The sequence below is a fragment of the Pseudoclavibacter sp. 8L genome, from assembly GCF_902506465.1.
GTDB lineage: Bacteria > Actinomycetota > Actinomycetes > Actinomycetales > Microbacteriaceae > Pseudoclavibacter.
The window spans coordinates 1,099,422-1,112,915 of record NZ_LR733186.1; the positions used below are offsets into that span (position 1 = coordinate 1,099,422).

The window sequence follows — 13,494 nt, forward strand, 5'->3', positions numbered from 1 at the left end:
CGCCCCCGCTCGGCTCGTCGCTCACCAGTTGGCGAGGGATGCGCCGCACGAGTAGGTGCGGGCGGCGATGGTGTCGAGGGCGTCACGGTTGGCGGGCGTGACGGCTCCCACGACGAAGAAGGCGAAGGTCAGCCTGCTGCCGTCCGCGGCGGTCATGTAGCCAGCGAGGCCGTAGACCTCGTTGATCCATCCCGTCTTGGCCGTGATGGCGCCTGGGGGGACGCCCAGGGAGGTGAGCCTCGTCTGGAGGGTGCCGGTCTGGCCGGATGCGGGCAGGTCGTCGAGCATCTGGGACGCGGCGATGTCCGGCTGCGAGATGGCTTGCAGCAGCTCGGCGACGAGTTCAGGCGGAACTCGGTTGTCGGCGGACAGACCGGAGCCGTCAGCGAGGACGAGGCCGTCTGTGTCCAGGCCGAGGGTCGACAGTGCCTGGCTGGTCGAGGCTTGGATGGCGGCGAAGTCGGTGCCGGCGCCCTGCTCGATCGCGACGAGCCGCGAGAGCATCTCGGCGACGTTGTTGTCGCTGTCGATCAGGGCATAGTGCACGAGTTCAGAGACCGGCTGCGACCAGACCTCTGCGAGCAGCGTCGCGCCCTCCGGGACGGCGGCGCTTGCGCCTGCCGTCGCGGCTCCGAGCCTCGTGGCGAACGCGCTTGCGGCTGCACCGCTCGGGTCGTCCGTGCGAGGCGAGACGAGGCTCGCCGGGTTCTGGCGTCCGCCGTCGACCATGAGCGCCGAGATCGGGCTGATGTAGCCGTCGGTGCGGTCCGCCTGCAACCACGACGGCTGCCATTCCGGCCCGCTGAACGCCGACTTGTCGACGAGCACCTGGGTGAGGGCTGTGCCGGAGAGGTTCGGGTCGTTCGCCCAGGCTGTCCGGGTCTGGCCGGCGAGGTCGGCGAGCGTCGCGGTCGCGCCGGAGTAGTAGCTGCCCGCGCCGGTGTCGGTGGAGGCGAGGGTCACGTCTCCACCTCCCACGATGACCACCGAGCCCGGCTCGCTGCCTGCGTAGACGCGCGTGGGGATGCGGAAGTCCGGGCCGAGCACCTGCATGGCCGCGGTCGTGGTGAGGAGCTTCATGACGGAGGCCGTCGGCACCGCGTCCGCCGCCTTGCGCTCGTAGATCGCTTCCCCGCTCTGCGAGTCGACGACCACGCCGTGGAAGTCGAGGGCTCCTTCGGCGCTCGCTACGTCCTCGATGGAGCAGGTGCGCATCGGCTCGGCGGCGGTAGCTTCGGCGGGTGCCTCGCGAACTGCGCCGAGCGACTTGGCGGGGAGGACCTCTGACGTGCCGGCGAAGGCCGGTGCCGCTGCTGCGAACCCGGCCGCGCCGGCGGCGAAGCCCCCTCCGAGCGCGAGGACGCCCACGAGCGCGAAGCCGACGAGGCGACTGGCGAGTGAGCGCGGGGACTTTCCTGAGCTGGCCATGTCACCTCCCGGCGAAACGAGGAGCCGCGTCGTCGTTCGACGCCACGGCAAGCTGCAAGTCTAGCCAAGCGACGCAGGCGCCGTGCTGACCAGGGAATCGGGGATGCCTCCTGCCCGCTGGACCGCTCGGCGCGGCGGGGAGGGCAGGAGACTCGAGCCCTCAGCTCAGGCCGGCAGAGCGGAGGTAGTGGAGCAGCAGTGTGTCGTCGCACTCCAGGACGCCGGCGAGGGCGAGCGGGTGCTGCGCGAGCGTCTCCGAGTGCGTGATGCGTCCGCCCTGCCCACCCACCGACGCCGGCGAGATCGTCAGGCAGAGCTCGTCGAACGCGCCCTGAGCGTTGACCTCGCCGAACAGCGACGGTCCGCCCTCGCAGAGCACCTCCGTGTGACCCAGCTCGCGCAGCATTGCGCGGAGCTCGGTGACGTCGAGAGTTCCAGGGCGCTCCGGATGCTCCGGCACGGTGAGCACGGTCGCGACCTCCCGAAACGGCGCGAGCCGCTCGGGGTCAGAAACGGGAGTCACCACGATCGGCGGTACCGGCGCATCCGCGAACATCTCGTGCTTCGGGTCGAGCGCGAGCCGGCTCGAGACGATGCCGAGCGTCGGATGCGGGGGTCGCCCCCGCTCTTCACGCCAGGCGACGGAGGGCTCGGACACTCGAAGGCCCACGTAGCCTTCGTCGCGGAGGGTGCCCGCCCCCACCAGCACAAGATCCGCGAGGCGGCGCAGCAGCTCGAACACGCGATGGTCCGCGGCGGTGCCGAGGCTCCCCGACCTGCCGTCGCCGCCCATGGCAGCCCCGTCGACGCTTGCCACGAAGTTCAGCCGGAACGCCCCGTTGGCGGGGTAGGCGTAGTGGGCGAGCAGTTGCTCGTCGTCAAGCTGCTCACGGGCCCCTTCAGGGCCGAGCAGCGAGCGGATCGCCGGGGATGGAGCGTTCATGCTGAGAGCATGCCACGCAGACGTGGACGGCAGTGGTGAGTCGAGTGCGAACCGCGTGTGCCCTAGACGTTGTGTCGCGTGTACGCAGGCGCGCGGAGGCCGAGGATCGCCTCGGTCATGCGGGTCGCATCGACCGCCTCAGGCACATTGTGCATGCGGACGATGCGAGCGCCGAGCAGGATGCACGCGACGGCCGCCGCGAGCGACCCGGCTACCCGCTCCCGCTTCGGCCTGTCGAGGGTCTCGCCGATGAAGTCCTTGTTGGAGACCGCGGCAAGGGAGGGGAAACCCAGCGACGAGATCTCATCGAAGTGCCGTGTCAGTGCGAGCGTGTGCAGCGTGTTCTTGTTGAGGTCGTGCCCCGGGTCGACGATGAGCTGGTTGTCCCCGACCCCCAGCTCGATGGCCCGCTCGGCCCGCGCCTGCAGGAACGAGCGCACCTCTCCCACCACGTCGTCGTAGCGCGGCCGGGCGAGCTCCGCCCTCGGCGCCGCGACGCTGTGCGTGATGACGAGCTGAGCACCCGACCCCGCGACGACCCGCGCGAGGTCTTCGTCGCGGAGGCCGCTCGTGTCGTTGATGATGCCTGCGCCCGCTTCGAGGCATGCCTCGGCCACGCGTGCACGGTAGGTCTCCGCGGAGATGGGGATGCTGGTCCGCTCCCGCACGGCACGGATCACAGGCACCACTCGGCTGATCTCGTCCTGCTCGGAGAGCTCCTCACCTGGTGCGAAGGGCTGACCGCCGATGTCCACGATGTCCGCGCCGGCCCGCTCGGCGGCGAGCACCGCATCCACGGCGCTCTCGAGCGCGAAGGTCGCCCCATCGTCGTAGAACGAGTCGGGGGTGCGGTTCACGATCGCCATGACCGCCACGCGCCGGGAGAAGTCGAACCCCTCCCCCTCGCCGAGGCGATGGACCGGGCTGCGCAGGCCAGGGAACGCCAGGGGCGGGTGCTGGTCGGGGTCTTGGCGGTGCCGGCGCTCGAGCATCTCATCAGCGTAGGGGAGACGTGCTGAGGAGCGCGGCCGACTCGGTGCCGCCGGAGAAGACAAAAGCCCCTCCGCACCGAAGTGCGGAGGGGCGATGGGGCCGCCTGCGAGAATCGAACTCGCGACCTATTCATTACGAGTGAATCGCTCTGCCGACTGAGCTAAGGCGGCCTGCCTGCAGCTCAACTCCCTGGGGCACTGAACTCGACACCAAAGCATAACGCACACTCAGCTCAAGTGCACATCGGGGTGTCGTGGTCAGCAGACGAGGCCCTCGGCGGGCACCGTCCCGTCGATGAAGTACGCGTCGACGGCGCCCGTGACGCAGCTGTCGCCCTGCGTGTAGGCGAGGTGCCCTTCACCCTCGAAGGTGACGAGCGTGGCCGATTCGAGCTGCTCGGTCACTGCCTCCGCCCACGCGTATGGCGTGGCCGGGTCACCCGTGGTGCCGATGATCAGCACGGGATCTGCACCGGCCCCCGTGACGGGCGCGAGCTCGTTGGTGGATGGGAACGCCCACTGCTGGCAGGTCGTGTCGCCGAGCGCTTCCGGGCCGGGGATGCCGATGGGGGTCGACTCTGCGATCTGCCGGTTGAAGTCGGCGATCTTCGCGGGATCGGTCTCGACCGGGTAGTCGAGGCAGTTGATGGCGGTGAACGCCTCGAACATGTTGTCCGCGTAGGTGCCGTCTGGCTCGCGCCCGTAGTAGGAGTCGCTGAGGGCGAAGAAGCCCGCTGGGTCGCCGGTGGCCTCATAGGCGGCGAACGCCTCGCTCAGGTACGGCCAGCTCTGGTCGTTGTAGAGGGCCGAGCTGATGGCGGTGTCGATGACGCTGCTGGTGAGCTTCCGCCCGTCGGCGTTGTTGGGGAGCGTGTCGTCGGCCTCGGCCATGAGGGCGTTGATCTTCGCGATCGCGTCGTCGACGCTGCCCGTGAAGGGGCAGCTGGTCGTCGTCAGGCAGTCCTCGAGGTAGGTGCGGGTCGCTTCGCCGAACGCACCCTGCTGGGCGAGCACGACCTCGAAGGTCGAGAGGGTGGGGTCGGTCGCGCCGTCGAGCACGACGCGTCCGACGGTCTCGGGGAACATGTCGATGTACTGCGCACCGATGTCGGTGCCGTAGGAGAACCCGAAGTAGTTGACCTTCGGGTCGCCGACGAGGGCTCGCATCATGTCGAGGTCCTTGACGGTGCTCTTCGTGTCGACGAACTCGAGGAGAGCCCCCGTGTTCTCGAGGCAGTCGTCGGCGAACTCCTTGGAGTTCGCGGTCACCGCGTCGATGATCTGCTGGTCGGTCGCCGTCTCGGCGTCCAGTTCCTCGTCGACGCCGTAGAACCATTCGTCCATGCCAGCGTCGTCGCGGCAGTCGACGGCGCTCGATTCTCCGACGCCGCGCGGGTCCCAGCCCACGATGTCGAAGTCGTCCATGAGCTCGGGCGTGAAGACGTACTCGGCGCTGTCGCGAACGAAGGAGATGCCGGAGGCGCCGGGGCCGCCCGGGTTCGTGAAGATCGTGCCGAGGGGATTGCCGCTCGCTGCGGGCACCTTGACCATGGCGAGCTCGATCTTCTCGGACGACCCGTCACCCCAGTTCATGGGAGCTTCGGCGGTGGCGCACTCGCGCCCGTTGCCGCAGTCGCCCCAGTCGAGGTCCTGCTCGTAGTACGCCTGGATGCTCGGCTCGAGCCCGGTGGGCACAAGCTGCGCGTCCTCCTGCGGCCCGCCGCCTCCCGAGGTTCCGGGGCCCGCGAGGGTCGTGATGAGCGTGCATCCGCTGAGCGCGAAGATGGCGGCGGCCGCGAGGAGCGAGGCGCCGATGCCCCGCGTCGCCGCTCGAGCACGGGTGGTCGTTCTGGTCATGATGCTCCCTGCTGCTTCTGCGTCCAGCTGATCAAGAATGCCTCCAATACGAGCGCAACGGGCACGTTCGCGGCGAGTCGTGCTCGTGCCTTGCTGACGGCGTCGATGCTGGTGAGCACGTCGTCGGAGCTGCGGGAGCCCGTTGCGGCTTCCAGTTCGCTCCTCCGGTGCTCGTTGACGAGCTCGACGGGCAGCTCGAGCTGGAGCATGAGCAGGTCGCGCAACAGAGAGACGGAGTCGGTGAGGATGCGATCGATCGCGTCGACCTGCCCTCGCTTGGCCCGGCGCTTCTGGTGCTCCTCGAGCTCGCGGATCTGGCCGCGCAACTGCCGTGGCACCGCCTGCCCCGGTGTGAGCCCGAGCGAGCGGAACGCCGCGGCGCGCTCATGCTCGTCGCGGTCGGCGGCGTTGGCGGTGGCGTCTTCGTCGGCGATGGTCACGAGCTGCGCCGCCTTGCGAACGGCCTCTCCGGTGGTGCGGATGTCGAGCAGGCCGTCGAGTGACGCGTCGCGCCTCCCCCAGGCGTCTTCGCTCGTCGCGAGGCGCTTGGCCATGCCGACGTGGCTCTGCGCTTCGCGGGCGGCGCGCAGGGCGGTGTCCGGTTCGATCCCGTCGCGCCGGACCAGCAGAGCCGCGACGTCTCGAACCGCGGGGACGCGCAGGCGCACGCTGCGCACTCGCGAGCGGATGGTCGGCAGCAGGTCGGCCTCGCTGGGAGCGCAGAGCACCCAGACGGTTGATTCCGGCGGCTCCTCGATCGCTTTGAGGAGGGTGTTGGAGGTGCGCGCGACCATGCGGTCGGCGTCCTCGACGATGATGACCCTGTAGCGGCCGGTCATGGGTGACATGGAGGCTCGTTCGACGAGCTCGCGAGCGGTCTTGATGTCGAGCTGCACGGTCTCGGTCACGACCGCCGTGAGGTCGGGATGTGAGCGGGCGCGCACCTGCACGCACGACGGGCACACCCCGCATCCCCCGTCCGGGCAGAGGAGCGCGGCCGCGAAGGCGTAGGCCATGTTGCTGCGGCCGGAACCGGGAGGGCCGGTGATGAGCCAGGAGTTGGTCATGCCACTCGGGTCGATGGCTCCCCGCTTCGAGGCTTTCGCCGCGTTGGAGAACAGCGCTATCGCGTCATCTTGACCGGACAGGTCGTCCCAGACGGTCACGGCTACTCGCCCGCCGGCTGCCGCTCGAGGAGCTCGGCGACGCGGGTGCGGATGAGCTCCGCCACATGCTCGCGGGGCTGGGTCGCATCGATGACGAGGAACCTGTCGGGGTCTGCTGCGGCGAGAGCGAGGAACGCCGCGCGGACGGAGTCGTGGAACGACTTGGACTCTGCTTCGAGCCGATCGTAGGTGCCGCGGGTCTCGCCGATGCGGCGGCGGCCCTCTTCCGGGTCGAGATCGAAGAGCACGGTGAGGTCGGGGAGGAGGCCACGTGCGGCCCAGAGCGAGAGGTCTCTGACCTCGTCGGCGCCGAGCTCACGACCGGTCCCCTGATACGCGATCGAGGAGTCGAGGTACCGGTCCTGCACGACGATGTCGCCGCGCTCGAGGGCTGGCCTCACAACCGTCGCGATGTGCTGTGCACGGTCGGCGGCGTACAGGAGCGCCTCGGCTCGCGCGTCCATGTGGCCCTTGCGGTGGAGCACGAGCTCTCGGATGTCGGCGCCGAGGTCGGTGCCACCGGGTTCGCGGGTGCGCACGACCTGCCGGCCGAGCGAGTTCAGCCAGTTCTCGAGCAGGCCCGAGTGCGTCGACTTCCCTGCCCCGTCGCCGCCCTCGAGCGTGATGAAGAGGCCCGTCATTCGGTGGCTGCTGCTTCGCTGGCCTTGGCCGCCGGCTTCTTGGCGGGTGCGCGCTTCGCGGCTGGCTTCTTCGCGGCGGTCGTCTTCGCCGTCGTCGACTTCGCTGCCGGCTTCTTCGCGGCGGTCGTCTTCGCCGTCGTCGACTTCGCTGCCGGCTTCTTCGCGGCTGGCTTCTTGGCTGCCGGCTTCTTCGCGGCCGTTGTCTTGCGCTTCACTGGACCCTTGGCGCGCTTGTCGGCGAGCATCTGCACGGCCTCTTCGAAGGTGACGTCCTCGGGGTTCGCGCCGCGTGTGACGGTCACGTTCGTCTCACCGTCGGTCACGTACGGCCCGAAGCGGCCGTCCTTGATCTTGATCGGCTTTCCGCTGACCGGGTCGGCTTCGAACTCCTTGATCGCGGCCTTCGTGGTGCGAGCACCGTACTTGGGCTGCGCGAACAGCTCGTGGGCCGCTTCGAGCGTGACCGTGAAGATCTCGTCCTCGCTCGTGAGGGAGCGGGTGTCGGTCCCCTTCTTCAGGTACGGGCCGTAGCGCCCGTTCTGTGCGGTGATCTCCGCGCCCGTCTCGGCGTCGACACCGACGACCCGGGGCAGCTCGAGCAACCCGATGGCCTGCTCGTAGGTGACCTGCTCGGGGATCATGGACTTGAACAGCGATGCGGTGCGGGGCTTGTCCGCCGCGGCGGCCTTCTTGGCGCGCGGCTTCTTGACGGGACGCCCCTCGGCTGCGGCGGCTTTCGCCTCCGCCTCTTCCGCGAGTGCCTTGGCCTTCGCGTCCGCCTCCGCGGCGGCCTCTTCAGCTTCTGAGGGACCCTCGGTCACGTAGGGGCCGAAGCGGCCGTCCTTGACGAGGATGCGCTTGCCAGTCTCGGGGACGACGCCGAGCACGCGGTCGGTCTGGATCGGCGCCTCGACGAGCTCGATCGCCTTCTGGGCCGTCAGCTCGTCCGGCGCCAGCTCCTCAGGCACATTCACGCGGCGAGGAGTGTCGCCTTCCGTCTCCGGCGCCACCTCGAGGTACGGGCCGTAGCGTCCGATGCGGAGCACGATGCCGTCGGCGAGGGGGGTGGAGTTGATCTCGCGGGCGTCGATCTCACCGAGGTTGTCGATGACGCCGCGCAGGCCCTTGTGGTCCTCGGTTCCGAAGTAGAAGCCACGCAGCCAGTCGTTGCGCTGCTCGGATCCTGCGGCGATCCGGTCCAGGTCGCCTTCCATCTGCGCCGTGAAGTTGTATTCGACGAGGTCGTGGAAGTGCTCCTCGAGGAGTCGGACGACGGAGAAGGCCGTCCAGCTGGGGACCAGCGCGCTGCCGCGCGGTGCGACGTAGCCGCGGTCGATGATCGTGGAGATGATCGACGCGTAGGTGGACGGACGGCCGATGCCGAGCTCGTCGAGGGTCTTGACGAGGCTGGCCTCCGTGTATCGCGGGGGCGGGCTCGTCTCGTGGCTCTTGGCGTCTGCCGTCTCGGTCTCGAGCTTCTGGCCCTTCTCGAGCGGCGGCAGCTTGGCTTCCGCGGTCGTCGAGTCGTCGCGCGCTTCGTCCTTGCCCTCCTCGTAGGCGGCGAGGAAGCCGCGGAAGGTGATGACGGTGCCGGATGCCTGGAACTCCGCGGCGCGGCTGGTGACCGTGCCCTGCGCGTCGGACACGTCGACGGGCGAGGCGTCGATCGTGACGGTGGCCGTCTGCCCCTTGGCGTCGGCCATCTGCGAGGCGATGGTCCGCTTCCAGATGAGGTCGTAGAGCTTGAAGTCGTTCGGGCTCAGCTTGGGGCGCAGCTCGCTGGGGAGCGCGAAGGTGGAGCCTGCTGGCCTGACCGCCTCGTGCGCCTCCTGCGCGTTCTTCGACTTGGAGCCGTAGAGGCGGGGGGCGGCGGGGACCGTCTCGGCACCGTAGAGCTTGGACGCCTGCGTGCGGGCCGCGTTGAGGGCCTGCGACGAGAGCGAAGACGAGTCGGTACGCATGTAGGTGATGTACCCGTTTTCGTACAGCGACTGGGCGACGCTCATCGTCTGGCGCGCGGTGAAGCGCAGCTTGCGCGCTGCCTCCTGCTGCAGCGTCGAGGTCGTGAACGGCGCCGCGGGGCGGCGCGTGTACGGCTTGGACTCGACGGAGGAGACCGTGAGGGGCACGGTGCCCGCGGTGAGCTGCACGGTCAGCGTGGTCGCCTCGGCCTCGCCGAGGATCACGCTGGTGTTCTTGAGCACACCGTGATCGTCGAAGTCGCGTCCGGTGGCGACGCGCCCGCCGTCGAGCTTCGTGAGGCGGGCGACGAAGGCTGCGCCGTCCTTGCCGGGCTCCGGCGCGAAGCGTGCTTCGACACCCCAGTAGCTGGCCTTGACGAAGGCGAGGCGCTCGCGCTCGCGGTCGACGATGAGGCGTGTCGCCGCTGACTGCACGCGGCCGGCGGAGAGTCCGGGGCCGACCTTGCGCCACAGGACCGGGGAGACCTCGTAGCCGTAGAGACGGTCGAGGATGCGCCTGGTCTCCTGGGCGTCGACGAGGTGCACGTCGATGTCGCGGGTCCGGTCCTTGGCCGCCTCGATCGCCTCGCGGGTGATCTCGTGGAACACCATGCGCTTGACGGGGACCTTTGGCTGGAGCACCTGCAGGAGGTGCCAGGCGATGGCCTCTCCTTCGCGGTCCTCATCAGTTGCGAGGATGAGCTCGTCGGCATCCTTCAGAGCTCGCTTGAGCTCGGCGACGGTCTTCTTCTTCTGCTCGGAGACCACGTAGTAGGGCTCGAAGCCGTTGTCGACGTCGACGCTGAACTTGCCGAGGGAGCCCTTCTTGAGTTCCGGCGGGAGGTTCTTGGGCTCGATGAGGTCGCGAATGTGTCCGACGGAAGCGAGCACGGTGTAGTCATCACCGAGATACTGCGAGATGCTCTTCACTTTGGTCGGCGACTCGACGATGACCAGTGTGTTGCTGCCTGACACAAGCGTTCCTTGGATGGGTCTGCGTGCTTTCGCACGGCGATTCCGGCTGGCCGGAGTGATGTGGGGGCTGTTGCCACCCGTCGGCGCCCATTATATGGACGGCCTGGTCTGTGAACGGGCTGGCTGAAACGGAAGGCTTCCAAATGCTGGCGGCTCCGCCTCACGTCTTCTCGTTCCGGCGGCGGTCCTGCCCTCGACGATTCCGAAAAGACGAACGGGCCGGACTCTACACGAACTCGCACAACGGCCTCCCGGCCGTCGGTCGCGCACTCCTCCAGCGATGCGCCGTTCGCCTCGACGACGCGAGCCGCTTCCGCACACGGTTCTCCGTCCAGATACCCCGAGGCGACATCGGCCGCCGCGAGCGCTCCGGCGTCCGCGGCCGCCTGCGCAGCCTGTCGGGCGGGGAAGGCAGCCAGCATGCCGATCGCGCCCACGGAGATCGAGAGGACAAGCAGCGCCACGGCGAGCACGACGACCCCGCCGGCACCGCGCTCTCCGGCGAGCCTCTCGGCGATCACCGCCCACCACCGAGAGCGCAGGCGCGTGCGGCGACCGTGACGGGCAGCTCCCGCTGGCCGAGTTCGAGCGGCGTGGATGCGAGTGCGCACACGAGCCCGTCCGCGTGGCTGACCTCGAGGTGCGCGTCGGGCACGAGGGCCAGGATTCGTGCACGCGCGATGGACTCGTCGTCGCCCCTTGCGATGAGCCGGACCGCGTCGGCAACCGCATCCTGCAGCCGCACCTGCACCACGACCCCCTGGAGTCCGGCGAGGCACAGAGCGAGCAGGAGAACGACGGCGGGTGCGACGATGGCGAACTCCGCAGTCGCGGAGCCCCGGGAAGAGCAAGCGATCTGTCGCCACCGCAGCACCCGGCGCATCATTCGTCCAGTGTGAGTGCGGTGCGGATGATGTTCTCGAGCAGTTCACGGACCTCGTCGCTCTGCATGATGACGACGAGGAGTCCCGCGAAGGCGACGGCGGCCATGGTGGCGATCGCGTATTCGGCGGTCGCTGCACCCTCCTCGTCGCGGAGACGAGTTCGGACTCTCGTGAGGATCGCGCGTGGGCCTGCGCTGAGGCGGTCGTTGGTGGGCAAGGTTGTACCTCTCTTATTGGTTGTCAGTTCGGAGTCGGCACGAGCGTCGAGGGGCGGGCGTCTGGGCGGCCGAAGGAGTGGGGGGCGGCGACGGCGCGCCACGCCTTCGCGGCGGGCCTCACAGCCGCGAGATCGTCTGGGTGAGCACCGCGAGGATGAGCGGCGCCACACCGAGCAGCAGGAACGCGGGGAGCACGCACAGGCCGAGCGGCAGCATGAGGCGCACTCCGAGCTGCGCGGCGTTCCGGCTCGATGCGGCTCTGGCATCACGTCGCTCGAGCGCGGCCTCGCTCCGGAGGAGCTCGGCGGCAGGCACTCCGGCGTCTCTGGCGAGACCGAGGACGCGCTCGATGCGACCGTCCGAACGCGAGGCTTCTCGACTCGACCGGCGGCCGTGGGCCAGATCGGCGTCTTCGAGGACACGTTCGACCTGGTGGAGAACGGTACTGGCGGATGCCCCGCCGAGCATTCCGAGCGCCGTCAGGTCGAGCGCAAGGCCGGGCACCGGGTCTCGTCTTGAGGCTGCCGCGATGAGGGCGCGGTTCCAGAGGTGCGCGGTCGCCATGAGCGCGAGGCCGCCGACGAGGCAGGCGCGGCCGATGGGGGTCCCGAAGAGCATGGCGAGACTGTCGAAGCCGAGCGCGAGGCCGAGCATCACCCCCACGGCGGGCAGGCCCATGACGAGGCGCGCGGCGCTACTCGGGCCGGCGAGCGCGAGCTCGACGTCGCGCTCGGCTGCCGCATGATCCCGGAAGGACTGCCCGAGGTCGGCGAGACCGCGGGCAAGCGGGGCACCCGTCAGTTCGGCGAGCGACCACGCGCAGCCCAGGGAACGCCAGCTCGTCGCCTGCTGCTCCCGGAGCATCGCGCCGACGCGCTGGCCGGCACGCAGGCCCCGCGCGACTCGCAGCTCGACGGGCTCGGCGATGTCGCCGCTGGGCGGCGCCGCCTTCACGCGAAACGCGGCGATCGCTCGTCGCCGCAGCTCACCTCGGAGCGCGCTTCCCACCCGAGCGCGCTCTCTCCCCGGGTGAGCCGACTCGGCTGCGGCGAAGCTCGCGACGTGCTGCCAGGCGGAGGTAGCCGTCGCACCGCCGAGGAGCAGGGCGACCAGGCGCTCGACGACCGCAGCCGTCTGCTCCGCCTCGTCGATGGCCAGCCTCGTCATGGCCGCTTGGGCTCTCGGTGACGGGTTCCCGTCGTGCTGGTTCCCGACTGAGGGAAAGCCGTGGACCTGGTGACGTCGACATCCGACGCGCCCCGGGGACGCGCCACGGGGGCGACCGCCAATCGGCCCGCAGCATCGAGGCGGAACTCGCCGATCTCTGCGAGTCGTCGATGCCCGGATGTGGTGCGCTCAACGTGCATGACGAGATCGATGGCGCTCACCGTCTGTCGCGCAACCGCGTCCGGTGTCATCCCCGCAAGCGCGCCAAGGGCCTCCAGCCGGGAGGGCACGTCCGCGAGCGAGTTCGCGTGCAGCGTGCCCGCACCGCCATCGTGGCCGGTGTTGAGGGCCGCCAGCAGCTCGCGGAGCTCCGCGCCACGGCACTCGCCGAGCACGAGGCGGTCAGGGCGCATCCGCAGGGATTCGCGGACAAGGCGCTCGAGGGGCACGCTCCCCGCGCCTTCGATGTTCGCCTGCCTCGCCTCCAGCGAGACGCTGTGCGGGTGCGCGATACGCAGCTCAGCCACGTCCTCGATGAGGATGATGCGGTCCCGCTCGTCGGCCTCCGAGAGCATTGCAGCAAGGAAGGTCGTCTTCCCGCTTCCGCCCGCACCGGTCACCAGGACGTTCGCTCGGGCCCGCACCGCCTCTCGCACGAGTTCCTGGGCTCCGGGCGCGAAGAACGCCTCTCGGTCGAGCTGCTCCAGAGTGAGCTGGCAAACCTTCGGGGCTCTGATCGACAGGAGGGTGCCCGTGGTCGAGACGGGCGGGAGAACGGCGTGCACGCGGATGCCGTCGGCGATCCGCACATCCACGCAGGGCGCGGATTCATCGAGGTGCCGGCCGCCGGCCGCGACGATGCGGACCGCGAGCTCACGCAGTGCACGCTCGCTCGGGGCCAGCCAGGACTCCTCCCGTTCGGCCCCGCTCCCCCGGTCGACGTACAGACCTTCGCAGCCGTTCACGAAGAGGTCGGTCACCTCGCCGTCCGCCACGTACCCGGCGAGCGGCCCGAACGCGTCGGCTTGGCCTCGGGTGAGCGAGCGCACCGATCGCGGTGTGGAGTCGCCGAAACCAGCGCGCGGCGGCAACGTGAGCGACGCGGCGCGGTCGGCCGCTGGACGAGCGACGAACCGCTGGACGGGCGCCGCGCCGGGGCCTGAGGTGAAGGACATGCAGGAAGCGTACGAACGGCCGCGGTCGAGCGCGGGCGGCGCTGCGCCGACTGGGGAGAAGCACTCTCCACAAGTCCCCGAGCGACA

Annotated in this window: 12 protein-coding genes and 1 tRNA gene; all 13 read right to left on the reverse strand. The window is 69.7% G+C overall.

Annotated elements, in window-relative coordinates:
- Positions 1-21: 21 nt before the first annotated feature.
- A complete protein-coding gene (dacB, locus tag GV007_RS11845; RefSeq protein WP_160072805.1) occupies positions 22-1,428 on the reverse strand; it encodes a D-alanyl-D-alanine carboxypeptidase/D-alanyl-D-alanine endopeptidase in 1,407 nt (468 codons plus the stop codon).
- A 160-nt stretch (positions 1,429-1,588) separates the two neighbouring features.
- The gene (locus tag GV007_RS11850; protein ID WP_160072807.1) at positions 1,589-2,371 is read right to left on the reverse strand and encodes a dihydrofolate reductase family protein; all 783 of its coding nucleotides are present in this window, start codon (positions 2,369-2,371) and stop codon (positions 1,589-1,591) included.
- A gap of 62 nt (positions 2,372-2,433) precedes the next feature.
- Positions 2,434-3,363, reverse strand: coding sequence for a dihydropteroate synthase (gene folP, locus GV007_RS11855; RefSeq protein WP_160072809.1), 930 nt, complete (start codon positions 3,361-3,363; stop codon positions 2,434-2,436).
- Positions 3,364-3,458: 95 nt separating this feature from the next.
- A tRNA-Thr gene (locus GV007_RS11860) sits at positions 3,459-3,534 on the reverse strand.
- Between the two features lie 87 nt (positions 3,535-3,621).
- Positions 3,622-5,220, reverse strand: a complete 1,599-nt coding sequence (locus GV007_RS11865) for an alpha/beta hydrolase (RefSeq protein WP_160072811.1) — start codon at positions 5,218-5,220, stop codon at positions 3,622-3,624.
- Positions 5,217-6,386, reverse strand: coding sequence for a DNA polymerase III subunit delta' (locus GV007_RS11870; protein ID WP_104243154.1), 1,170 nt, complete (start codon positions 6,384-6,386; stop codon positions 5,217-5,219). Before GV007_RS11870 ends, GV007_RS11865 begins: the two co-directional genes overlap by 4 nt.
- Positions 6,387-6,388: 2 nt before the next feature.
- On the reverse strand, positions 6,389-7,027 hold the full coding sequence (tmk, locus tag GV007_RS11875; RefSeq protein ID WP_160072813.1) for a dTMP kinase: 639 nt from the start codon (positions 7,025-7,027) through the stop codon (positions 6,389-6,391).
- The gene (gene topA / locus GV007_RS11880; protein ID WP_160072815.1) at positions 7,024-9,963 is read right to left on the reverse strand and encodes a type I DNA topoisomerase; all 2,940 of its coding nucleotides are present in this window, start codon (positions 9,961-9,963) and stop codon (positions 7,024-7,026) included. The genes tmk and topA overlap by 4 nt, the downstream gene beginning before the upstream one ends.
- Positions 9,915-10,574 carry an Rv3654c family TadE-like protein gene (locus GV007_RS11885; RefSeq protein WP_328809467.1) on the reverse strand — a complete coding sequence of 220 codons (660 nt, stop codon included), beginning with the start codon at positions 10,572-10,574 and terminating at the stop codon, positions 9,915-9,917. The genes topA and GV007_RS11885 overlap by 49 nt, the downstream gene beginning before the upstream one ends.
- Positions 10,481-10,849, reverse strand: coding sequence for a TadE family type IV pilus minor pilin (locus tag GV007_RS11890; RefSeq protein ID WP_228502400.1), 369 nt, complete (start codon positions 10,847-10,849; stop codon positions 10,481-10,483). Before GV007_RS11890 ends, GV007_RS11885 begins: the two co-directional genes overlap by 94 nt.
- Complete coding sequence (locus GV007_RS19245; RefSeq protein ID WP_228502399.1) at positions 10,846-11,064, reverse strand: DUF4244 domain-containing protein; 219 nt, start codon at positions 11,062-11,064, stop codon at positions 10,846-10,848. The genes GV007_RS11890 and GV007_RS19245 overlap by 4 nt, the downstream gene beginning before the upstream one ends.
- Positions 11,065-11,182: 118 nt before the next feature.
- Entirely contained in the window at positions 11,183-12,232 is a 1,050-nt protein-coding gene (locus GV007_RS19250; protein ID WP_236558483.1) for a type II secretion system F family protein, read from the reverse strand.
- The gene (locus GV007_RS11900; RefSeq protein WP_160072819.1) at positions 12,229-13,407 is read right to left on the reverse strand and encodes a TadA family conjugal transfer-associated ATPase; all 1,179 of its coding nucleotides are present in this window, start codon (positions 13,405-13,407) and stop codon (positions 12,229-12,231) included. The genes GV007_RS19250 and GV007_RS11900 overlap by 4 nt, the downstream gene beginning before the upstream one ends.
- Positions 13,408-13,494 lie beyond the last annotated feature (87 nt).